This window comes from Nioella sp. (assembly GCF_965215655.1).
In the GTDB taxonomy this organism is placed as follows: Bacteria; Pseudomonadota; Alphaproteobacteria; order Rhodobacterales; family Rhodobacteraceae; genus Nioella.
In genome coordinates this window covers 3,179,145-3,201,281 of sequence record NZ_OZ244111.1, presented here as the reverse complement: position 1 = coordinate 3,201,281, position 22,137 = coordinate 3,179,145, and the positions used below count along the sequence as shown (strand labels likewise).

Genomic DNA, 22,137 nt, shown 5'->3' with positions numbered 1-22,137 from the left:
AACATTACAAAATTTCGTGAACTGGAGAATTGTTTGCTGAGCGTCGTAAAGGTTTCTGTAACTGATTTTCTGAAGGCGCGGTGTTGGTTGTAAAAAAATTTACATAAAATCCCTAAAAGTATTCTGTATCAAATGGATAGTCGGGAACCATGATCGCCAAAAGTCAGGCTGAACCAGTGGTTTTCTTTTCTACACGGTCAGATCCGGCGGGGATGGAAGGCGAAACAGGCGTTGCGGCAGCCGCATTGCGACTTGGCTCGCCGGAATCATTGGCGATCAGTCGTCGGACAGAATCCTGAACTCTCCCTGCAACCACGGCATCAGGTCTAGCCCTGGCGCCGTGAAATGCTGTTCGATCAGGTCGCGGGCGATGGCCGCGATCTGGCGCGGGATATCGCCCGACCAGTCGCCGGTGGCACACAGCGAGATCCGGCGCGAGGTTCCCGCGAAGGGCAGGGGGCGGGCATCGATCCCGTCAAGGAAACGCCCGCCGCGCAGCAGGCTGAGAGGGGTGGTGATGGTCCAGGCGTGGCCCCCGGCCACAAGCGCGCTGATCGACTGATTGGAATCCAGTTCGAACCTGTTGGGAAGTGTCTGACCCTGACGCTGGAGCATCTCCTCGATCTGGCGGCCCATGACCTGCGCCTGATCGCGGCGCAAAAAGCGCAGATGCGACAGCCCCTCCAGCCCGTTTGCCAGGCTCGTGCCCTTCGGTATCGCAAGGATGTAGGGATCGTCCAGCAGCGGATGGATGACAGCACCCGGCGGGTTCTCCCGCCCCTCGGCACAAATCGCGAGGTCAAGCTCGTTCCGGGTCACGCGGTTCAGCAGCGTGTGGCTGGCACCAGTGTTCAGCAGGAACACGCAGCTCTGCATGGTTTCCGCAAGCCGCGCGGTCAGCGTCGGGGTCACCTCGTTCTCGAAATCCTCGATGATCCCCATGCGCAGCGAGGACACGTCCGACAGATCGAGCGTCGTCAGGTCGCGCTGTCCGGTGCGCAGCGCGCCAAGTGCGGCCTCCACATGGCGCAGGAACTGGCGGCCGCCGGGGGTCAGCGTCATCGGTCGTCGGCCCTGATCGACCAGCGGAATTCCGACTGCAGTATTGAGGTTCTTCAACTGTTGGGACACGGCGGGTGCGCTCATGCCCAAACGGCGCGCGGCTTCGCCGACCGACCCGGTCTGCGCAAGGGCCTCGAACACTTCCAGCCCCCGGATCGAAACACCTTTCAGAACGCCGCCCATCTGATCTTGTCACCTTCTGCCCGAGGCGATCCTGCCTCAGGCGTTGATGATCTTTTCTAACAGGACGGGGGAAACCGCGATACCGGAATTCTGCACTGCGACGGGCGGGTCAGGGGCGTGATGCCAAAACGCGGGGCGGACCGCGACAAAGCTGTGATGCAACCGGAAGGCGGGGCCGAGCGGGCCCTCGAAGGGGATGGGGCGGCCTGTCCCCCGGTCAGGGACAATGCGGCTTTGCATCATCGGCGACGCCTGCGACAGGCCAAGCTGGCGCTGCTCGATCTCCAGTACCATGCTGCCATTGGGCGCGGCGTTCGCCACGAGCCCGGCGATATTCGCCAACCCGACCAGTCCCCGCGCCGCGCAATGATCGAGAAACAGACGCCCGGCGCCGACCGGATAGGCATTGCGCACGGAAAGAACCGCGATGCCATGGGTCAGGGCGCGGTCGCATAGCGTTTCAAGACCGATCGCGACCGCGGGACAGGGGAAGCCGCCATCGGCTTCGACCGTCAGGGCAGCGGGACCGCTTTCCGACAGGTCGAAGGCTGCCCCCCCGTTGACCCGCCCGCAGCGCAGATGCTCCACCATATGCGGCACTAGCCCCAGACCAAGGCGGCGCAACCCGGCGGTTTCGGCGTGGCGGATGGATCTCGCGACGGGGGCTGCGCTGTCAGGCGAAAGGCCCGCGTGTAAAAACACATCCAAGACCAGCGCTTCGATGTCGCCGGGGGCCAGGATGTCACGTTCGCCAATGTCTTTCACCGGCGGCACTCACTACTCAGGAACCTTGCCCGCAGGAGTTTAGAGACAGCGGGGCGCCTCTGTCCACGGCGCATGCCCCGATAAGGTTAAGAAATCCCGTGCGCGATCAGGCGTAGAGGAATTCAAACCGGCCATCGGGCAGCAAGGCGGCGGTGCAGAGCAGCCCGGTTTCCCATGCTCCGCAATCGACACAGATCCGGCCTTCGGTGCTGACCGGGGCCTCGGCGGAGATGTGGCCATGCACGATCCAGGTGCCGTCCGACCTGGGCCGCGTGTCGAACTCGGGATGCCCCCACAGCAGGACGCGGGGCGACTGGTCTTCCATCGCGTGCTGCGGATCGGCGGCGGCATGGACGACCCAGAGATTGCCGGAGTTCCAGGACAGGGGCAGGTTTTCCAGCCAGTCCAGCAGCGCGGGCGACATGTGGCTGCGCAGCGCCAGCGCCTCTTGCCGGAACAGTTCCGGCGCGCAGCCGGGTTCCAGCTGGCTGGTATGAAGGCCGAAGCTGTCAAGCGTCGGACGTGCGCCGGATCGCAGCCAGCGGGGGCCGCGGGTCTTGGGGTCGGACAGGAAATCCAGCAGCATCCGTTCGTGATTGCCCATCAGGCAGGTCACGTTCTTCGGCAGTTCCTTGGACAGCTCCCATACCCGGGTCAGCGTCGCGGCGCTGTCGGGCCCGTGGTCGATATAGTTGCCGACGAAAACCACCTGCGGGTTGCGGGCACCGGTCCGGCCCACATGTTCGTCGATCCGGTCCAGCGCCCGTTCCAGCAGGTCGGCCCGCCCGTGCAGATCGCCGATGACATAGGTGGCGAATTCCGGGCGCGGCAGGGCATCCCGCGCGGGGGCGGGGGATGCGTCGCTCACTGGACGGGACAATATGCTGCGCAGGCGGCGGATCATGATTAGCACTTGCTCTGGCGAGGCAAGAAAAACAAGAGGGTATGGCGGCGCTGTGGCAAAGCTTCGCCGGTTTCAGCCCTCGCTGCGCAGGATTGCGGCGGGGCGAATGGCCAAGGGGCGCAGGGCGAAGGCCAAACCGGCCAGCAAGGTTGCCAGCGCGCCTCCAAGCGTGATGGCCAGGGCAGAGGGCAGGTTGAACGCGAAGTCGGTCTCCATCACGAAGCGGGTCACGGCCCATCCGGCCAGCCCCCCTGCCGCCACGGCCACCGCACCCGCCGCCATGCCGAGAAGGGCGGCGCGCAAGGCAAAGCTTGCCAAGATGCGCGCGCGGCTGGCGCCGAGGGTCTTCAGCACCGCCGCCTCGTAGGTCCGCGCGCGTTCGCCCGCCGCCGCTGCGCCGATCAGCACCATGAAGCCGGTCAGCAACGTGGCCGCCGCCCCCCAGGACGTGGCCGCCGCGATGCCCGACAAGGCCCGCGCCACCTGGTCGATCGCGTCGCGCACGCTGATCGCGGTGATGTTGGGGCCGATCGCGGCGACCTCGCGCAGAATGTCGGCCTCGGCCTGCTGGTTCGCGTAGACGGTGGCAATGTGGGTGTGCGGCGCACCGGCCAGCGCATTGGGTGACAGGGTCATGACAAAGCCGATCCCGGCGTTGGAGAAATCGACCTCTCGCAACGCGACGATGGTCGCGGTGATGTCGCGGCCAAGGACATTGATGGTCATCGTGTCGCCAAGGCCGATGCCCATTTCCAGAGCCTCTTCGGCGGCAAAGGCCATCTGCGGCGGGCCGTCGTAGTCCTCTGGCCACCACGCGCCCTCCGTGATCTCGCGCTCGTACGGTGCGTCGGCACGATAGGTCAGGCCCCGGTCGCCCCGGATCACCCAGTGATTGCCCGCGACCTCCGCCGCCGGGCGGTCGTTGATCCGGGTGATGACCCCGCGCAGCATCGGTGCACTGTCCACGCGGGTCACGTCGGGGTCGGCCTCCATCACGGTCAGGAAGGGGGCGATCTGGTCGGGCTGGATATCGACGAAGAAGAAGGCGGGCGCGACCTCTGGTAAATCCTGCTGGATCGCGGCGCGCAGGTTGGTGTCGATCTGTCCCACGGCGGCCAGAACAGACAATCCAAGCCCGAGCGACAGGATGGTGCTGGTGGCCTCCGACCCCGGTGCGCCGATAGATCCTAGCGCCAGCCGTAGCGCCGGGCGGCCGCGTGCATGGCGGGCTGCGTGGCGCGCGATCAGGCGCACAAGGCCGGCGGCGAGGACGAGGATGATCATCGCGGACAGGATCGCCGCCGCGGACCAGAAGGCCAGGCGCGGGATGCCGGACAGCCATGCGGACAGCGCAATCAGGGCCGCCGCCAGCCCGGCGATGATCAGCAGAAACGGCCAGCGCGGCCAGAGACGGGCGAGCCCTGCCGTTTCGCGGTAAAGCGCGGCGGCGCGGACCTGCTCCACACGGGCCAGTGGCCAGAGGGTGAAAATCAGCGCCGTCAGCGCGCCATAGAGTGCCGCCTCGGCCAGCGGTGCGGGGTGGAACCCGAAGTCGGCCGGAACCGGCAGCGCCCCCGCGATCAGCGGCGCAAGCCCGAGCGGCAGGACAGCGCCCAGGGCGAGACCCAGGACGAGTCCTAGCAGGGTCATCGCACCGATTTGCAGGAAGTAGACCGTGAAGATCACGCGCCGCTCCGCGCCGAGGGTTTTCAGCGTGGCGATAGTGTCGGTCTTTCCGGTCAGGTAACTGCGGACGGCGGCGGAAATGCCCACGCCACCCACGGCCAGCCCCGCCAGCCCCACCAGCACCAGAAACGCGCCGATCCGTTCGACGAACCTGTCAAGGGCGGGGGCGGCGTTGCGCGCATCTTTCCAGCGCATGCCACTGTCGGCGAAGAGGCCGCGCGCCTCGGTCTCCAGCGTGGCAAGGTTGGTGCCCTCTGGCAGGGCAAGTCGATACTGGCTGTTGTATAGCGTACCCGGACCAAGCAGGCCCGAGCCCTCCAGCGCATCCAGCCGCACCAGAGTGCGCGGGCCGGGGCCGAAATTGCCGCCTGCCATGTCGGGTTCATGGGTCAGCGCCGCCCGCAATTCGAAATCCTGCACCCCGAAAGTTACTCGATCCCCGATCTGCAACCCCATCTGCGCGATCAGCGTCGGGTGCATCACCGCGCCCGGCAGGTCGGTCGTGGCAAGCGCCTCCGTGATGGTCATGGCCGGATCAAGCCCGACCTCTCCATACAGCGGATAGAGGCCGTCAACGCCGCGCAACTGCGTCAGGCCGCGCGCCGTTTCGCCATCCACTTCGGCCACCGCCATGGATCGGAAATCGACGGTCTCGGACAGGGTCAGTGCCTGCGATGCCATCCACGCGGCCTCTTCTTCCGTCGCCATGCGATAGACGAAGGTCATCTCGGCATCGCCGCCCAGGATCACCGCACCTTCTTCTTCCAGCCCGGTCTGCACCGCCTGCCGGACTGAGCCCACGGCGGCAATCGCCGCGACGCCGAGTGTCAGGCAGGCCAGGAAAATGCGGAAGCCGCGCAGCCCCCCGCGCAGATCGCGCAGGGCTATGTTGAGGGCGGGCCTCATCGTTGCTTGCCCCAGTTCCACGGCGGCGCCAGCCGGTCGCGGATTTCCTGTGCGGTGAAGGCGGCCTCCATCGGGTCGGCAATATCGCGGAAGCGCGCGTCGATCACGGCGCCTTCGTCAAGCGCCGCATGGCATTCCGGCAGGGCGCGCGCGAGCAGCGCGAAAAGCCGCCCGCTCTCGGCAAAGCGCAGCATGCCGCCGGGCACGGCAAGGCGGCGTTCGGTGGGAACCATGCGTTCCACGAGGTAGAGGATGCCCTCCCGCATCAGATCCTGTTCCGGCGTCAGGGTCAGGCGGCCATTCGCGGCGCGCGCCACCTGCCCAATCACGGGGTAGTTGGTGACCCTGATCATGCGTCGAGCCGCCCGTCGCGCAGGCCGATCACCCGGTCGCAGCGTGCGGCAAGCTCCGGCGCGTGGGTGACCATGATCAGCGTCGCGCCATGGCGGTCGCGCAGGTCAAAGAGCAAGTCCATGATCGCGCGCCCGTTGGCCTCATCCAGATTGCCCGTGGGTTCATCGGCCAGCAGGATGCGCGGGCGCGGCGCCGCGGCGCGGGCCAGTGCCACACGTTGTTGCTCCCCGCCTGATAGCTGGCCGGGATAGTGCTGCATCCTGTCGGCAAGCCCCACGGCGGTCAGTTCCTCCTCCGCCCGTGCGAACGCATCTTTGCGGCCCGCCAGTTCCAGCGGTGTCGCCACGTTTTCCAGCGCGGTCATGGTGGGAATTAGGTGGAAGCTTTGAAAGACCACGCCCATATTGTCCCTGCGAAAGCGCGCCAACCGGTCCTCGGTCATCGGTGTCAGGTCCTGCCCCAAGGCCTCGACCCGCCCACCCGTGGCCCGGTCCAGCCCGCCCATGAGCATGAGGAGAGACGATTTGCCCGACCCCGACGGCCCCACCAACCCCACCGTTTCCCCGGCTTCAACCGCAAGCGTGATCCCGTGCAGAATCTCGACCGGACCGGCATTGCCATCAAGCGTCAGGGTTACATCAGTGAGGCACAGAATGGGGGACGTCATGAAAAGGCTCCGGGCGTATATATCTCATGGATATGGGGGACGGAGGGGATTGGGCAAGGCGGCTGTGCTGGCCTTTGGCCTGACTGCCGCACCGTCATGGGCCGACGAGGTGGTGATTGCAGCGCTCGGCGACAGTCTGACCCAAGGCTACGGGCTGCCCGCCGATCAGGGCTTTGTCCCACAACTGGAGGCATGGTTGCAGGCGCGTGGCCACGAGGTGCGGCTGATCAATGCGGGCGTGTCGGGGGATACCACGGCGGGCGGGCTGGCGCGGATCGGCTGGACGCTGACATCGGATGTTCAGGCCCTGATCGTAACGCTTGGCGGCAATGACCTGCTGCGCGGCCTGCCGCCAGAGGCTGCGCGGGCCAATCTGGCCGGCATACTGGACGCGGCGGGCGCGGCAGGGGTCGAGGTGCTGCTGGTCGGCATGGAGGCCCCGTTGAACTACGGGCCAGACTACCAGGCCGCCTTTGATGCGATCTATCCGGATCTGGCGGCGGAATACGGCACGCTCTACGCTGAAAGCTTCCTTGCCCCGGTCGTTGCGGCCCCCGATCTTCGGGCGGTCATGCAGGCCGATGGCATCCATCCGAATGCCGATGGCGTGGCCCTGATTGTCGAGGCGCTTGGGCCTGCGGTCGAGGCTCTTCTCACGCGGGTTGAGCAACCCTGATCGCGGTGCCCGAGTCACGGCAGAGCGCGCGCAGCGCCGCAGGCGGTTCCGCATCTGTAACCCACAAATCGAGGTCGGACAGCGAGGCAATCCGCACCGGGGCCGCGCGGGTCAGCTTGCCCTGATCGGCGACCAAAATGGCCTGTCGAGCCTGTTGCAAAATGGCATGGGCCACCCGAACCTCCTGAATATCGAAGTCGAGCAGGTCGCCGTCGGCATCGAGCGCCGACGCCCCGATCACCGCCACATCCACCTTGAAGGCGCGGATCGTCTGCACCGCCAGATCGCCCACAAGACCCCCGTCCGCCCGGCGCAGCGCGCCCCCGGTCAGCACCACCTCGCAAGATGGGTTCGCGGCCAAGATCTGCGCGGCGTTCATATTGTTGGTGACCACCATCAGCCCGCTATGCCCCAGTAACGCGCGGGCCACGGCCTCGGTTGTCGTCCCGATATTGAGGAAAAGCGAGGCGCCATTGGGGATCTCGTTGGCACAGGCGCGGGCGATGGCCTCTTTCGCATCCGCATTCAGGCGGCGGCGGTCCTCGTAGCCGATATTGGTGACGCCCGAGGGCAGCACAGCGCCGCCATGGATGCGGTCCAATAGCCGTGCGTCACACAGCTCCGTCAGATCGCGGCGGATGGTTTGGACGGTCACGCCAAAGGCCTCGGCCAGCCCTTCCACCATCACCCGCCCGTCGCTGCGGGCGCGGTCGAGAATGTCGGACTGGCGGGGCGTGATGGGCATGGGCTCTCCTTCGCCTTTCTTATATCGAAGAAATCCACACACGGAAGCGAAGAAAAGCGAACATGAAAATTGACAAAGCGAACACGAAGTGAGAGGAGTCGCGCATCATCAGGAAAGCGGGACTCTCATGCCAGAGGAATATGACCTCTTCATCATCGGCGGCGGCATCAATGGCTGCGGCATCGCGCGGGACGCGGCAGGCCGGGGGCTGACGGTCGGTCTGGCCGAGATGAACGACCTTGCCTCGGCGACGTCCTCTGCCGCGACGAAGCTCTTCCATGGCGGTCTGCGCTATCTGGAATATTTCGAGATCCGGCTGGTGCGCGAGGCGCTGAAGGAACGCGAGGTGCTGCTGTCCGCGATGCCCCATATCAGCTGGCCCATGCGCTTCGTGCTGCCCTATCACAAGGATATGCGGTTCGAGAGCACAACGCCCACCTCGCGGCTGCTTGGGCTGGTCATGCCCTGGATGCGCGGGCGGCGTCCGGCCTGGCTGATCCGCTTGGGCCTGTTCCTTTATGATCATCTCGGCGGGCGAAAGATCCTGCCGGGAACCAAGACCGTCGCCCTGCGCACCGCAGCAGAGGGCCAACCGCTGCAAGACAGGTTTACCAAGGCTTACGAGTATTCCGATTGCTGGGTGCAGGATTCGCGGCTGGTGGTGCTGAATGCCCGCGATGCCGAGGCGCGCGGCGCGCAGATCATGGTGCGCACCAAGGTGATTTCAGCGGCCCGAGACGGGGATGAATGGGCCATCACGCTGGTGGATGAGACCGGCCAGCGGACGGTGCGCGCAAAGATGCTGGTCAACGCGGCGGGCCCCTGGGTTGGCGACGTGATCCAGACGAAGATCCGCGTGAATTCGCGGGAAAACGTGCGGCTGGTGCGCGGCAGCCATATCGTGACCCGAAAGCTCTACGATCACGACAAGTGCTATTTCTTTCAGGGCGAAGACGGGCGGATCATCTTTGCGATCCCCTATGAAGAGGATTTCACCCTGATCGGCACCACCGATCTGGACCATCCTGACCCATCGGTGAAACCGGTCTGCACCGGCGAGGAGCAGGACTATCTCTGCGCCTTCGCGTCCCAGTATTTCAGGCAGCCCGTGACGCGCGACGACGTGGTCTGGACCTATTCCGGTGTCCGCCCCCTTTATGATGACGGGGCCAGCGCCGCCCAATCGGCAACGCGCGACTATGTGCTGAAGGTTGATGCGAACGGGCCGCCGGTGCTCAACGTCTTCGGCGGCAAGATCACCACCTATCGAAAGCTTGCCGAAAGCGCGATGGACAAGATCGGCCAGTATCTGCCCCTCTCGCGCGGGGACTGGACGGCAGGTGTTTCCATGCCGGGTGGGGATTTCCCCGTGGCTGGCGTGCAGGTCCTGATCGACGGGCTACGCGCCGATTATCCGTTCCTCACCCCGGCCTGGGCCAAGCGGCTTGTGCGTCACTACGGCACAGAGGCGCGCGATATCCTCGGGAATGCAACCGACGCCGCCGACCTTGGCCGTGATTTTGGTGCAACGCTTACCGAGGTAGAACTCAATTGGCTCATGCGCAAGGAATATGCCCGCCGCGCCGAGGATGTCGTCTGGCGCCGCACGCGGCTCGGGCTCAGATTGACCGAGGACCAGATCGCCGCCATCGACCGCTTCATGATCGCTTCCGCCAATGCTCCGGCAGCAATGGAATGAGCGCCTGTCTTTCATCTTGGCCAAAATACCTCCGCCGGAGGCATCCCAACCCCGCAACCACATCAACCATCCGATCCGGCACACGACGCTTCCCGATATCCCGTGGCAACGCGGCTCGACGAGGGCCCCAAAGGGGCTTGAGGAGGGCCGCCCCCCGGTCGACGCCGGCAGGCGGCGAACCCTGCCGGAATCAACCGAATGACTTGCGGGTCAGGGAACGCCCGCTAGGATCGCGACAACAAGGGAGGAACCGATGACCCATATTCTGGCCATCGACCAGGGCACTACATCAAGCCGTGCCATCGTGTTTGACGGCGACATGAAGATCAAGGCCACCGCGCAGCAGGAGTTCACGCAGCATTTCCCGGCCTCGGGCTGGGTCGAGCATGATCCCGAGGATATCTGGACCACGGTTGTCGACACCTGCCGCGCGGCGCTGGACAAGGCCGGGCTTTCGGCGGCCGAGATTGCCGGGATCGGCATCACCAACCAGCGGGAGACTACGCTGCTGTGGGACCGGACGACCGGCGCTCCCCTGCATAACGCCATCGTCTGGCAGGACCGCCGCACGGCGGATCGCTGTGCCGCGCTGCGCGAGGCGGGGCACGAGGCCATGGTGCAGGACAAGACCGGGCTGCTGCTGGACCCCTATTTTTCCGGGACGAAACTGGCGTGGCTGCTGGACAATGTGGAGGGCGCGCGTGAGCGGGCGGCACGCGGTGAGCTGGCCTTCGGCACCGTCGATACGTTCCTGATCTGGCGGCTGACGGGCGGCGCGGCCCATGTGACCGACGCCACCAACGCGGCGCGGACGCTGCTCTATAATGTCCGCGAGAGCCAGTGGGATGCGGAAATCTGCGGTCTTCTGAACATCCCGATGAGCCTGCTGCCCGAGGTCAAGGATTGCGCGGCGGAGTTCGGCGAGACCGAACCGGGCCTGTTCGGTGCGGCGCTGCCCATTCTGGGCGTCGCGGGCGACCAGCAGGCGGCGACGATCGGGCAGGCCTGTTTCGCGCCGGGGATGCTGAAATCGACCTATGGAACGGGCTGTTTCGCGCTGCTCAATACCGGCGACACGCTGGTCAGGTCACAAAACCGGATGCTGGGAACGATCGCCTACCAGTTTGACGGCACGCCCACCTATGCGCTGGAAGGATCGATCTTCATCGCCGGTGCGGTGGTGCAATGGCTGCGGGATGGGCTGAAGATCATCGGCGCGGCGCCCGAGACACAGGGATTGGCCGAAACCGCTGATCCTGAACAACAGCTCTATCTCGTTCCCGCCTTCACCGGCCTTGGTGCCCCCTATTGGGATGCGGATTGCCGGGGGGCGGTCTTTGGTCTGACGCGCAGTTCTGGTCCCGCGGAATTCGCGCGTGCGGCTCTGGAAAGCGTGGGATATCAGACACGTGACCTGTGGGAAGCGATGCGCGCCGACTGGCAAGGGGCGGGCGGCGACAGCATCCTGCGCGTCGATGGCGGGATGAGCGCGTCGGACTGGACCATGCAGTTTCTCGCGGACATTCTCGGTGCGCCGGTGCACCGGCCCGAGATTCTGGAAACCACCGCGCTCGGGGCGGCGTGGCTGGCCGGGATGAAGGCCGGGATCTACCCGGACCGTGACCGGTTTGCTGATACCTGGGCGCTGGAGCGGGAATTCGAGCCGAGGATGGATGAGACCGGGCGCGCGCGGCTTTATGCCGGGTGGAAGGACGCCGTGGCGCGGACCTTGAGCCGCTAGCGGCGGGCCTGTTCCGACCCGTCCGGCGGCGAAAAAAGGGGGGGTGCCGGGCGTACACCCCCCGTGCACCCCCCGTACACCCTGCGTGCAGACGAAACGCGGAATCCGCTACTGGCAGAAGCCAAGCCAGCACTGACCTGACTGACATTCGGAGTTGAAGCCGCAGGCCGCACCGAAGGGCAGGTTGGACCGGCTTGGCCCGACCGAGCCGGTCCCGGACCCGCTTCCCGTGCCGCCGCCCGAGGTGCTCGGACCGGCATGGAGCGCAACGCAATAGCCGATGGTGGTGCAATAATAGGCCTCGCAGCTGGCAAAGCCCCAACAGGCGTTCTCGCAGTCAGAGCGGGAGCCGTAGCCGGAAATGTAGTCCCAGCCCGGTGCATAGACGGATCCGAAGAACGCATCGGCATCGCTACAGGTATAGCTGCGTATCTGGGCGCCTGCCTGGGGGGGGTGCAGAAAGGCCACGGAAAAGAGGACCACGGAAAGGGATCGGGAAAAACAGGTCAAGGAAAGCCTCCGGCGGGTACGCTAAGCGCCCGATCCGTTCTCGCCACGGCCTCCTGCCCCGGTCCGCGACGGTGACCACCGGCCCCGTGGCCGCATCCGGGTTGTCCTTCAGAGTAGCATCCCTGCGGGTTCTCGGTCAAACATCGGCGATGTCCTGGCGGAGCGTCCTCTGGTTTCGCCGCGCGGGCGCGTCGACCGGGGAGCGCCCCTCGTCAGGCGCCTCTGGCGCCCTCCTCGGGCCGCGTTGCCACGGGAATTTGGCTGCTGGAGGTGCGCTGTCCGGGGTGATCCGTGGGGTGAGAGGGCAGGACGCCTCCGGCGGAGGTATTTTGGCCAAGATGAACGGGCGGGGGATCAGTCGCCGTTCGGCCGGGACAGGATGAAGGCCGCTGCGCCGCCCATGGCCATGATCTGGATCAGGATGATCATGCCGCTGAGGCTGGAGAGAATGCTGGCGAACAGGACCAGCGCCATGGCGGTGCAGGCCATGATCTTGTAGCGCGGGCGGATCGCGCCCTTTTCCTCCCAATCGCGGATCGGGCCGCCGAAGATGTTGTGATCCACCAGCCATTGGCGCAGGCGGGGGGAGCTCTTCGAGAAGGCGAAGGCGGCGAGGATCAGGAAGGGCGTCGTCGGCAGGATCGGCAGGACCACCCCCGCGAAGCCGAGCGCGACGGCGGTCCAGCCAAGCAATAGCCATGGCAGGTGGCGCAGGCGGGGGCGGTTTGCGGGGTCTGGCATCAGGCTCATGCCCTTCGGGTTTAGCGCGGTTTGCGCCGGGGGGAAGGGGCAGTCAGGTCTGCCGTTGCATCGCGCCAGTCACCGGGGGCGAGGCCTTCGAGCGCCCATTTTCCGACGCGGGCGCGGATCAGGCGCAGCGTGGGCAGGCCCACGGCGGCGGTCATGCGGCGGACCTGGCGGTTGCGGCCTTCGGTGATGGTGAGTTCCAGCCATGCGTCGGGCACGGATTTGCGAAAGCGCACGGGCGGGGTGCGGGGCCAGAGGCCTTCGGGTTCCTCCATCAGGCGTACCTTCGCGGGGCGGGTGGGGCCGTCTTTCAGGGTGACGCCCTTGCGCAGGGCCTGCAACTGGTCCTCCGTCGGGGTGCCCTCGACCTGGGCCCAATAGGTCTTGGGGGTCTGGGCGCGGGGGCTGGTGATGCGGGCCTGCAAGCGCCCGTCATCGGTGAGCACCATCAGCCCTTCGCTGTCGCGGTCGAGCCTCCCGGCGGCATAGACGCCTGGCACGTCGATGAATTCCGACAGGGTGCGGCGGGGGCTGCCTTCCACCCCCTTGTCGGTGAATTGCGAGAGCACGTCATAGGGCTTGTTGAAAAGGATCAGTCTGGTCATTGCCTCGCCTTTCGCTGTCCCCGGTCCTGACCGATCCTGACGCGTTCGGCAAGCGCGGTGTCGGAAAAGCTGTTGCGGTGTTTCCGATTTCCCCTAGCGTGATCGGAACAGCCAGACAGGGAGAGATGAGATGCCAGCGGGATGCGCACCGTTCAGCCAGGCGGAATATGACCGGCGGATCGCCAAGACACGGGCCGCGATGGCCGAAGCCGGGCTCGATGCGATTTTCGTGACCGATCCCTCGAACCAGGCCTGGCTGACGGGCTATGACGGCTGGTCCTTCTACGTGCATCAGGGCGTGATCCTGCGGATGGAGGGCGAGCCCGAATGGTGGGGCCGGTCCATGGACGCGCTTGGCGGCCAACGGACCTGCTGGATGGCGGCGGAGAACATTCACGGCTATTCGGACCACTACATCCAGTCGACCGTCTACCACCCGATGCAGGATCTGGCGGAGCATTTCACCCGTATGGGGCTGGCCTCGGCCCGGATCGGGGTGGAGATGGAGAATTACTATTACTCCGCCAAGGCGCATGCGGTTCTGGGCGCGGAGCTGCCCAATGCAACACTGGTCGATGCCACGGCGCTTGTGAACTGGCCGCGGCTGGTGAAATCGGAGGAGGAGATCGGCTTTATCCGCAAGGCGGCGAAGATTTCCGAGAAGGTGGTGCAGGTCGCGCTGGAGCGCGCCGCGCCGGGGGTGCGCAAGAATGATCTCGTGGCGGACATCATGCATGCGGGGATCACCGGGGTGGACGATGCCTGGGGCGATTACCCGGCCATCGTGCCGCTGACGCCCTCGGGGCTCGATGCCACCGCCGCGCACCTGACCTGGAACGGGGACGAGATGCGCGAGGGCGAGGCCACGTTCTTCGAACTGTCGGGCTGTTATCGCCGTTACCATGCGCCGCTCTGCCGGACGATCTTCCTTGGCACGCCGTCGGACGAGATGCGCCGGGTCGAGGCCGCGCAGATGGAGGGGATCGAGGCGGGGCTGAACGCCGCGCGGGCGGGCAACCAGACCCGCGATATCTTCAACGCTTTCATGGAGGTGCTGCACAAGCACGGGTTCGATCGCAAGGGGCGCATGGGCTACCCGATCGGCCTGTCCTACCCGCCCGACTGGGGCGAGCGTACCGCGTCGATCCGGGGCGAGGATGAAACCGTGCTGCAACCGGGCATGACCTTCCATTTCATGCCGGCGCTGTGGATGGACAGTTGGGGACTGGAAACCACGGAGACCATCCTGATCAAGGAGGATGGCCCGGCGGAAACGCTGTGCAACGTGGAGCGCAAGCTCTTCGTCAAGCCATGACCGGACTGCCCGAGACCACCGAGCTGCTGGCCGAGCTGATCGCCTACCCGACAGTGTCGCCCGACAGCAACCTCGACATGATCGCCTGCCTTGCCAATCATCTGGAAGCGGCAGGCGCGCATGTGGAGGTGTTGCAGGACGGGACCGGGCGCAAGGCCAATCTCTTTGCCCGGATCGGACCAGAGGTGCCGGGGGGCATCATGCTGTCGGGTCATACCGACGTGGTGCCGGTGGCGGACCAGGAATGGACGAGCGACCCATTCCGGATGCGCGCCGACGACGCCAAGCTTTTCGGGCGCGGCACCTGTGACATGAAAGGGTTTATCGCGGCCTCTGTCGCGATGGCGCCGCTCTTTGCCGAGCGGGCGCTGAAGAAGCCCGTCTATTTCGCCTTTACCCATGACGAGGAGGTCGGATGCCTTGGGGCGCAGGCCCTGGTAGAGGCGCTGCGCGGGCGCGAATTGCTGCCGGATATGGCGATCGTGGGCGAACCCACCTCGATGCGGATCATCGAAGGGCACAAGGGATGTTGTGAATACTCCACCCATTTCACCGGGCTGGAGGGGCATGGGTCCGCGCCCGATCACGGGGTGAACGCGGTGGAATACGCGGTGCGCTACGTGAACCGCCTGATGGAGCTGAAAGAGGCGCTGAAGACCCGCGCGCCCGCAGACAGCGCGTTCGAGCCGCCCTGGACCACGATCAACACCGGCGCGCTGATTGGCGGGGTCGCGCATAACGTGATTCCAGGCCGCGCGCAGGTGGATTGGGAAATGCGGCCCGTGCAGAAATCGGATGCCGATTTCGTGCGGGGCGACCTGCACCGTTATTGCGAAGAAGTGCTGCTGCCGGCCATGCGGTCCGTCAGCCCCGATGCCAGTATCGAAACGGAAGTCGTGGGCGAGGTCGACGGGCTGATCCCTGCCAGCGAGAACGAGGCGCGCGATATCGTCATGGAACTGACCGGGGCCAACGGCGCGGGGCTGGTGCCCTTCGGGACCGAGGCGGGGCTTTTTCAGGATCTGGGCATGTCGGTCGTCGTCTGCGGTCCGGGCTCTATCGAGCAGGCCCACAAGCCCGATGAATTCATCGAACTGACCCAGATGGGCCAGTGTCTGGGCCTGCTGGAGCGGCTCAGCCAGCGGCTCTCCTGACGCGGGTTTCCGCTCTGGTCAGCTATCGCGGTGCTGCGCTACCCTGAGGCAGGTCTTACAAGCTGGCAGGGCATACAGTGAAAATCGGAATCGTCGGGGCAGGCATGGTCGGGGCTACGGCCGCATTCGCATTGGTCATGCAGGGCGAAGCATCCGAGATCGTGCTGGTCGATGTAAACCCGGCGCGTGCGCGGGCCGAGGCCGAGGATATCGCCCATGCCATTCCTTTCGCATCCCCCGCCATCGTGCGGGCAGGGAGCTATGCCGATCTGGATGGGGCGGGGGTGGTGATCCTGTCCTGCGGGGTTTCTCAGCAACCGGGGGAAACGCGGCTGGCCCTGCTGGAACGGAATGCGGATGTGTTCCGGCAGGTGGTGGGGCAGGTCATGGCGGTATGCCCCGGCGCGATCCTTTTGGTCGCCTCGAACCCCGTCGACCTGATGACCCAGATCACCACGCGGCTGTCGGGCCTACCGCCGGGGCGCGTGATCGGGTCGGGCACAATCCTCGATACCGCGCGGTTTCGCTGGCTGGTGGGACGGCATCTGGGGATTTCTCCGGGGTCGGTCCATGGCTATGTCCTGGGCGAACACGGCGATTCCGAGGTGCTGGCCTGGTCCAGCGCGCGGGCCGGGTCGGTGCCGTTGGAAAGCTTCGCTGCGCAGGTCTCTGCCCCGCTGACCGAGGATGTGCGCCAGAGGATCGACGCAGGTGTGCGCGGCGCGGCCTATACGATCATCGAGGGCAAGGGCGCCACCTGGTACGGCATCGGCGGCGGGCTGGCGCGGATCGTGGCGGCGATTGCGGGCGATGAACAGGCTGTGCTGTCGGTGTCCGTGGTCGAGACGGATGTTCTGGGCGTGCCGGACGTGGCCCTGTCGCTGCCCCGCACCGTGGGGCGCGAGGGCGTGACCGCGACGCTGTGGCCAGAACTGAGCGAGGGCGAGGAAGCCGCCCTGCGCCGGTCGGCAGAGATTCTGCAAGCTCGGCTGTCGCCCCTGCCGCTCTGACCTACAGCATTGCGGCGCAGCGGGCCGTGGGGGTCGGCAGGCCGATCCGCTCGGGGTTCAGGATCAGATGCCATGTGGCGGGATGGCCCGGCGCCTGCGCGCGGGTGTAGGAACAGCCGTCGGGCGTGGTGTAGGTCTGGGCCAGCGCCGCGCCGGATGACAGGGCGGTCAAGGTCAGGGCGGTTGCAACGAGACGGGTTGGTTTCATGGGATCGGACCTCCGGTTGGCAATCGGGATTGCGGAATGAACCCTGTGGGTGTCGTCCGTCAGCCGTGCACAGGCGCGGCCCAATGCGGGAATTTTCGTGGCGTGTTCAGAGGATTTTTCGAAATCTCGATTGGTCAGCCGCAATGAGCCCGTTCTGTCGGTCGCAGGGCGCGCGGTTCGGCAAATGGGCCGGTGACCCACGGTTCAGAACGGGTCTGGATAGCGGTCCATCAGATCGCAAAAGACGCGGCTGCCGCGGGCCGTGTGTTTGTTGCCTGCATTGGGGTAGGATGTGAATTCACCGAACACCACACCGCGCTGCGTGATGTAGAAATCCAGCCGCATGAAGCACTGGATGTCGCGTGCGATCCGATCGGACAGATCGAGCAGGTCTTCGTATCGCTCGGGTCTGGGGATCGGCGGGGCCAGGCCGTTTGAGTATTGCAAATCGCGATATGGCTTCCAGGTCCGGCGATAGTATCGTTCCATGGTCGTTCCCGCCTTGCCGTTCCTGTCGACAACCTTGATCACATGCGTCCGACCGCCTGCGACGAAGGTCTTGAAATCGCGGGGAATGACCTTGCCGGGGTCGCTATCTTTCAGAAACTCTTCGGCAATCAGCCGGGTTGCGGGCTTGGCGGAAATCAATGGGTCCATCCTGCGTTTCACATAGGCCCCGCGTTCGGACATGGGCACGGTGTCGCCGGAAAAGACCTCTGTCTCTCCGTCGAACAACAGCACGCCTTTGTTGCTGGACAGGTTGTCTGGCTTGATGACCACCCTTTGCGGAAGCGCAGGGATGTCGAGGCCGTCCACGTCGGCCGCCTCGGCGTAGCGCTCGGGCAGCGGCAGGTTCATCTGCTGTGCGTAGGCGCGCATTGCCGTTTTGTTGGTGAGAGCAGCAACCGACAGCCGCCTGCGTTGCAGGGCCGGATCGGGATGCGGATCCTTGCCGCGATACCATCGCTGGAGCCGGTCCTCCATCCGGCGTTTGAACTCCGTCGGGGGTTCTACGCTCGTCAGCCTGTAGCGTATGCGGGCGGGAATGAGCGCCATGGGTGTGATCGCCGTTGGTCTTGTTGCGGGTCGAACAGACGGTGCCATGGTGCCGTGCCTGCGGCAATGGCCCAGTGATTGCGGCGGTCACGTCAGTCGCGGTCCAGATCCCGCGCGATCAGTTCCTTCATGATCTCATTCGTGCCGCCATAGATCTTCTGCACACGGGCATCGGCGTAGAGTTCTGCGATCAGGTACTCGTTCATGTAGCCGTAGCCGCCATGCAGTTGCAGGCATTCGTCCACGATCTCGCATTGGGTCTGGCTGCCCCACCACTTGGCCATCGCGGCCTTTTCCGCCGTCAGGGTGCCCTGTTCCAGCTCCTCCAGGCACTGGTCGAGGAAAGCTGCGAGAATTTCCACCTTGGTCGCGCATTCCGCCAGCTTGAACCTTGTGTTCTGGAAATCCATGACCCGCTGCCCAAAGGCCTTGCGCTCTTTCACATAAGAGAGCGTCACGTCGAGCGCGCATTGAGAGGACCCGAGCGCGCCATAGCCGAGGATCAGCCGTTCCCACGGCAATTGCCGCATAAGCTGGTAAAACCCTTGGCCTTCCTCGGTCCCGAGCAGATGGTCGCGCGGGATGCGGACGTCCTCAAAAAACAGTTCCGCCGTATCGTTCCGGCGCATCCCCATCTTGTCGAGCTTGCGGCCCACGCGGAAGCCCTCCAGCGCTTCTGTCTCCACTACCATCAGCGAGACGCCCTTGGCGCGCGATGTGGGGTCGGTCTTGGCCACGAGGATCAGCAGGTCGGCGCTGCCCCCGTTGGTGATGAAGGTCTTGGATCCGTTTATCAGATACTCGTTCCCGTCCGGCACGGCGGTGGTGCGCACTGCCTGTAGGTCACTGCCGGTGCCCGGTTCGGTCATGGCTATGGCGCCGACCATCTCGCCGGTGGCCAGTTTTGGCAGCCAGCGCGCTTTCTGCTCTTCCGTGCCATAGGCGATGATGTAATGCGCGGCGATATTGTGGACGGCAAATCCCCAGCCACTATCCCCCGCCTTGGCCTGTTCAATATAGGTCACCGCATCGAAATGGCGGCTGAGGCCGAGCCCGCCGTTCTCCTCCGGCGTGGTTGCGCCGAGTATGCCCAGATCCCCCGCCTTGCGCCAGAAATCCTTGGGGATCTTGCCCGCCTCCTTCCATGTGTCCCGGTGTGGCTGAAACTCGTCCTCCAGAAACCGGCGCACGGTATCGGCATAGGCGTGATGGTCGTCCTGCATCCACAGATGGTTGGGCATTTGGGGTCCTCCTTGCGGGGGATGGTGACGCGGGCGGGGAATTCGGGCAAGCATGCCGTTGCGGCGGATTGACCGGGAAATATACTTGCCGTTGACAACTAAAGGCAGTGCCCATACCGCTAGTCGAACGTACCAGTGCCGCGAAAGGATGCGCCATGTCCGTTTACCGTTACCACCCTGTCACCGTCGCCCTGCACTGGATCGTTGCCGTGCTGATGCTTCTGATGCTTGGGGTGGGCACCTTCGTGCTGGAGCCGATGGACAATACCGACCCCGACAAGCTGTCGATGCTGGCCACACACCGGCTGATCGGGCTCGTGATCCTTGGCCTGACCGTGCTGCGGATCGTGCTGCGCCGGTTCCTGCCCGCGCCGGACCATGCCAAAACCGGCAGCGCGTTTCTGGACAGGTTGGGGCAGGCGATGCCCAAGCTTCTGAATATCTTCGTGATCCTGATGGCCGTGTCGGGCATGGTTCTGGGCCGCATGTCGGGCCTGTCAGATGCCTTGGCGGGCACCGCGCCGCTGCCTGACAGCTTTTTTGAATTCAGCCCGCGCGTTGTCCACGGCATTCTTGCCAAGCTGATCATGGCGATGCTGGCGCTGCATATACTGGGGGCGCTTTACCACCAGATCATGCTGCGTGACGGGCTGTTTCAGCGGATGTGGTTCGGGCGGTAGGCGGGCCTTAGGCGGCCAGCCCTTTCGACCCCATATCGAGGAACTTCTTGCGGCGGCCTGCGATCAGGTCGTCGCGCGATTTTCCGTCCATGGAGGCCAGCAGGGCCTCGATCCCTTCGCCCACGCGCTTGATGGTCGTCACCCGGTCGCGCTGTGCGCCGCCGAGCGGTTCCTTGATGATCCGGTCGCAGACGCCGAGTTTTTCAAGGTCCTGCGCGGTCAGGCGCAGCGCCTCGGCCGCTTCGCGCATCTTGGCCCCGTCCTTCCACAGGATCGAGGCGCAGCCCTCGGGGCTGATGACCGAATAGATCGAGTGTTCCAGCATCGCCACCTTGTCAGCGGTGGCAAAGGCCACGGCCCCGCCCGATCCGCCTTCGCCGATGACGACGGAAATCAGCGGCACGCCGATCTGAAGGCATTTCTCGGTCGAGCGCGCAATCGCCTCTGACTGGCCGCGTTCTTCCGCGCCCTTGCCGGGATAGGCACCGGGGGTGTCCACCAGCGTCACGACGGGCAGGTTAAACCGGTCAGCAATGTCCATCAGACGCACCGCCTTGCGGTAGCCTTCGGGCCGGGCCATGCCGAAATTGCGCTCGATCCGGGTCTTGGTGTCATGGCCCTTTTCATGGCCGATCACCATGACGGGGCGATCATTGAAGCGGGCCAGCCCGCCCATGATCGCGTGGTCATCGGCGAAGTTCCGGTCGCCCGCCAGCGGCGTGTATTCAGTGAAAAGTGCCTGAATATAGTCGCGGCAATGGGGCCGGTCGGGGTGGCGTGCCACCTGACATTTGCGCCATGGCGTCAGCGACTTGTAGAGGTCGGCCAGCATGTCGGCGGCCTTTTTATCGAGCGCCTTGGCCTCGGCCTCGATATCCATCTCCTTGTTGCCGCGCGCCATCGCCCGCAGCTCTTCGGCTTTTCCCTCGATTTCGGCGAGGGGTTTTTCGAAGTCGAGATAGTTCATGCAAAGCCTCCGTCTGACCCTTGGCTATATGCAGGCGGTGGACGGGATTTGCAACGTTCCGCGTTGCAAGAAAAGGCCCCGCGCGCGTGGGGCGGGGCCTTTTGGGATCAGCCGGCGGCGATCATCTCGGACTGTTTCACGATTACCTCGGCCTGTTTGATCGAGGCGATGTCCACGAGGCGGCCCTTGTAGACGGTCGCCCCCGCGCCCGAGGCCTTGGCCTCTTCCATCGCGGCAAGGATTTCGCGGGCCTCTGCAACGGCGGCCTCGGACGGCGTAAACACCTGATTTGCAAGGGCGATCTGTTTCGGGTGAATGGCCCATTTGCCGACCATCCCAAGCGTGGCAGAGCGCATGGCCTGCGCGATATAGCCCTCGTCATCCGAGAAATCGCCGAAGGGTCCGTCGACGGGCAGAATGCCGTGGGTACGGCAGGCCGCTACGATGGCGGTTTGGGCCCAGTGCCAGGGGTCGGACCAGTATTTCTGCCCCTCGCGCAGCATGTAATAGTTCTCCTGCGTGCCGCCGATGCCGGTGGTCTGCATGCCCATAGAGGCGGCGAAGTCTGCGGCGCCGAGGCTCATGGCCTCAAGACGCGGCGAGGACGCGGCGATCTCTTCCACATGGGCGATGCCGGCGGCCGATTCGATGATGACTTCGAAGGCGATCTTTTTCGTTCGACCTTTGGCGGCCTCGATGGCGGAGACCAGCGCGTCAACGGCATAGACATCCTCGGCGCAGCCCACTTTCGGGATCATGATCTGGTCGAGCCGGTCCGAGGATTGTTCAAGTAGATCAACGACATCGCGGTACCAATAGGGGGTGTCGAGCCCGTTGATCCGCACCGACAGCGTCTTGGTGCCCCAATCCACATTGCCGATGGCCTCGATCACATTGGCGCGGGCCTGATCCTTGTCGGACGGCGCAACGGAATCTTCCAGATCGAGGTTGATCACGTCAGCGGCGGAGGCGGCCATTTTCTCAAAGAGCTTGGTATTGGAGCCGGGGCCGAAGAGCTGGCAGCGGTTCGGTCGGGCGGGGGCAGCGGGCTGCAGGCGGAAGGACATGGGCGGTTCCCTTCAAGCAAGGATATGTCGTCAGAGTTCCCGCCTTGGGTAGATTATTGCGTCGCGGCGCGCAAGTGCTGCAACGCGGCAATGCGCGATTTGGCCGCGAAAGAGGAGGGTGCCCCCCGTACACCCCCTGTACACCCCCCGTACACCGGGCGTGTAGACAAAGACCGAGATTTGCGCATG

The 22,137-nt window shown here is 65.0% G+C and carries 22 protein-coding genes; 7 read left to right on the top strand and 15 right to left on the bottom strand.

Going from position 1 to position 22,137, the window contains the following annotated elements; all coding sequences use genetic code 11:
* Positions 1-276: 276 nt before the first annotated feature.
* The 6 genes from ACOOEX_RS15990 to ACOOEX_RS15965 form a co-directional block, all read right to left on the bottom strand.
* Positions 277-1,245 (bottom strand): LysR family transcriptional regulator, encoded by a 969-nt coding sequence (locus ACOOEX_RS15990; protein ID WP_420395767.1) that lies wholly within the window; start codon positions 1,243-1,245, stop codon positions 277-279.
* A 36-nt stretch (positions 1,246-1,281) separates the two neighbouring features.
* On the bottom strand, positions 1,282-2,010 hold the full coding sequence (locus ACOOEX_RS15985) for an Ldh family oxidoreductase (protein ID WP_420395766.1): 729 nt from the start codon (positions 2,008-2,010) through the stop codon (positions 1,282-1,284).
* Between the two features lie 106 nt (positions 2,011-2,116).
* Positions 2,117-2,914 (bottom strand): metallophosphoesterase, encoded by a 798-nt coding sequence (locus tag ACOOEX_RS15980; protein WP_420395765.1) that lies wholly within the window; start codon positions 2,912-2,914, stop codon positions 2,117-2,119.
* A gap of 72 nt (positions 2,915-2,986) precedes the next feature.
* Positions 2,987-5,506, bottom strand: coding sequence for an ABC transporter permease (locus tag ACOOEX_RS15975; protein ID WP_420395764.1), 2,520 nt, complete (start codon positions 5,504-5,506; stop codon positions 2,987-2,989).
* Positions 5,503-5,859 (bottom strand): hypothetical protein, encoded by a 357-nt coding sequence (locus ACOOEX_RS15970; RefSeq protein ID WP_420395763.1) that lies wholly within the window; start codon positions 5,857-5,859, stop codon positions 5,503-5,505. Before ACOOEX_RS15970 ends, ACOOEX_RS15975 begins: the two co-directional genes overlap by 4 nt.
* Positions 5,856-6,527, bottom strand: a complete 672-nt coding sequence (locus tag ACOOEX_RS15965; RefSeq protein ID WP_420395762.1) for an ABC transporter ATP-binding protein — start codon at positions 6,525-6,527, stop codon at positions 5,856-5,858. The genes ACOOEX_RS15970 and ACOOEX_RS15965 overlap by 4 nt, the downstream gene beginning before the upstream one ends.
* On the opposite strand from ACOOEX_RS15965, the gene ACOOEX_RS15960 reads away from it, so the two are divergent.
* Positions 6,526-7,203: an arylesterase gene (locus tag ACOOEX_RS15960; RefSeq protein WP_420395761.1), complete on the top strand. Its 678-nt coding sequence runs from the start codon at positions 6,526-6,528 to the stop codon at positions 7,201-7,203. The two genes, ACOOEX_RS15965 and ACOOEX_RS15960, sit on opposite strands and share 2 nt — an antisense overlap.
* Here the strand turns inward: ACOOEX_RS15960 and ACOOEX_RS15955 are convergent.
* Complete coding sequence (locus tag ACOOEX_RS15955) at positions 7,181-7,948, bottom strand: DeoR/GlpR family DNA-binding transcription regulator (RefSeq protein WP_420395760.1); 768 nt, start codon at positions 7,946-7,948, stop codon at positions 7,181-7,183. The genes ACOOEX_RS15960 and ACOOEX_RS15955 overlap by 23 nt on opposite strands.
* A gap of 127 nt (positions 7,949-8,075) precedes the next feature.
* On the opposite strand from ACOOEX_RS15955, the gene glpD reads away from it, so the two are divergent.
* Complete coding sequence (gene glpD / locus ACOOEX_RS15950; protein ID WP_420395759.1) at positions 8,076-9,647, top strand: glycerol-3-phosphate dehydrogenase; 1,572 nt, start codon at positions 8,076-8,078, stop codon at positions 9,645-9,647.
* A 253-nt stretch (positions 9,648-9,900) separates the two neighbouring features.
* The gene (gene glpK, locus ACOOEX_RS15945) at positions 9,901-11,388 is read left to right on the top strand and encodes a glycerol kinase GlpK (RefSeq protein WP_420395758.1); all 1,488 of its coding nucleotides are present in this window, start codon (positions 9,901-9,903) and stop codon (positions 11,386-11,388) included.
* A gap of 108 nt (positions 11,389-11,496) precedes the next feature.
* On the opposite strand, the gene ACOOEX_RS15940 is transcribed toward glpK, so the two are convergent.
* The 3 genes from ACOOEX_RS15940 to ACOOEX_RS15930 form a co-directional block, all read right to left on the bottom strand.
* Entirely contained in the window at positions 11,497-11,898 is a 402-nt protein-coding gene (locus ACOOEX_RS15940) for a hypothetical protein (RefSeq protein ID WP_420395757.1), read from the bottom strand.
* Positions 11,899-12,252: 354 nt separating this feature from the next.
* Positions 12,253-12,639, bottom strand: a complete 387-nt coding sequence (locus tag ACOOEX_RS15935; RefSeq protein WP_420395756.1) for a YbaN family protein — start codon at positions 12,637-12,639, stop codon at positions 12,253-12,255.
* A 20-nt stretch (positions 12,640-12,659) separates the two neighbouring features.
* Entirely contained in the window at positions 12,660-13,250 is a 591-nt protein-coding gene (locus tag ACOOEX_RS15930; protein ID WP_420395755.1) for an rRNA large subunit pseudouridine synthase E, read from the bottom strand.
* 130 nt (positions 13,251-13,380) lie between these two features.
* On the opposite strand from ACOOEX_RS15930, the gene ACOOEX_RS15925 reads away from it, so the two are divergent.
* The 3 genes from ACOOEX_RS15925 (at position 13,381) to ACOOEX_RS15915 (ending at position 16,729) form a co-directional block, all read left to right on the top strand.
* Complete coding sequence (locus tag ACOOEX_RS15925; RefSeq protein WP_420395754.1) at positions 13,381-14,565, top strand: M24 family metallopeptidase; 1,185 nt, start codon at positions 13,381-13,383, stop codon at positions 14,563-14,565.
* Positions 14,562-15,719, top strand: a complete 1,158-nt coding sequence (gene argE / locus ACOOEX_RS15920) for an acetylornithine deacetylase (protein WP_420395753.1) — start codon at positions 14,562-14,564, stop codon at positions 15,717-15,719. Before ACOOEX_RS15925 ends, argE begins: the two co-directional genes overlap by 4 nt.
* Before the next feature lie 77 nt (positions 15,720-15,796).
* The gene (locus tag ACOOEX_RS15915; protein ID WP_420395752.1) at positions 15,797-16,729 is read left to right on the top strand and encodes an L-lactate dehydrogenase; all 933 of its coding nucleotides are present in this window, start codon (positions 15,797-15,799) and stop codon (positions 16,727-16,729) included.
* A 1-nt stretch (position 16,730) separates the two neighbouring features.
* Here the strand turns inward: ACOOEX_RS15915 and ACOOEX_RS15910 are convergent, their stop codons facing one another.
* The 3 genes from ACOOEX_RS15910 to ACOOEX_RS15900 all read right to left on the bottom strand — a co-directional run bounded on the left by ACOOEX_RS15910 (position 16,731) and on the right by ACOOEX_RS15900 (position 19,234).
* Positions 16,731-16,937: a hypothetical protein gene (locus tag ACOOEX_RS15910; protein WP_420395751.1), complete on the bottom strand. Its 207-nt coding sequence runs from the start codon at positions 16,935-16,937 to the stop codon at positions 16,731-16,733.
* A 204-nt stretch (positions 16,938-17,141) separates the two neighbouring features.
* Positions 17,142-17,993: an ATP-grasp fold amidoligase family protein gene (locus tag ACOOEX_RS15905; RefSeq protein WP_420395750.1), complete on the bottom strand. Its 852-nt coding sequence runs from the start codon at positions 17,991-17,993 to the stop codon at positions 17,142-17,144.
* Positions 17,994-18,085: 92 nt separating this feature from the next.
* The gene (locus tag ACOOEX_RS15900) at positions 18,086-19,234 is read right to left on the bottom strand and encodes an acyl-CoA dehydrogenase family protein (RefSeq protein ID WP_420395749.1); all 1,149 of its coding nucleotides are present in this window, start codon (positions 19,232-19,234) and stop codon (positions 18,086-18,088) included.
* Between the two features lie 155 nt (positions 19,235-19,389).
* Between ACOOEX_RS15900 and ACOOEX_RS15895 the strand changes: the two genes are divergently transcribed.
* On the top strand, positions 19,390-19,914 hold the full coding sequence (locus ACOOEX_RS15895) for a cytochrome b (protein WP_420395748.1): 525 nt from the start codon (positions 19,390-19,392) through the stop codon (positions 19,912-19,914).
* A 7-nt stretch (positions 19,915-19,921) separates the two neighbouring features.
* Here the strand turns inward: ACOOEX_RS15895 and ACOOEX_RS15890 are convergent, their stop codons facing one another.
* Together ACOOEX_RS15890 and ACOOEX_RS15885 are read right to left on the bottom strand one after the other, a co-directional pair.
* On the bottom strand, positions 19,922-20,881 hold the full coding sequence (locus tag ACOOEX_RS15890) for an acetyl-CoA carboxylase carboxyltransferase subunit alpha (RefSeq protein ID WP_420395747.1): 960 nt from the start codon (positions 20,879-20,881) through the stop codon (positions 19,922-19,924).
* 107 nt (positions 20,882-20,988) lie between these two features.
* On the bottom strand, positions 20,989-21,948 hold the full coding sequence (locus tag ACOOEX_RS15885) for an L-malyl-CoA/beta-methylmalyl-CoA lyase (RefSeq protein ID WP_420395746.1): 960 nt from the start codon (positions 21,946-21,948) through the stop codon (positions 20,989-20,991).
* Between the last annotated feature and the right edge of the window lie 189 nt (positions 21,949-22,137).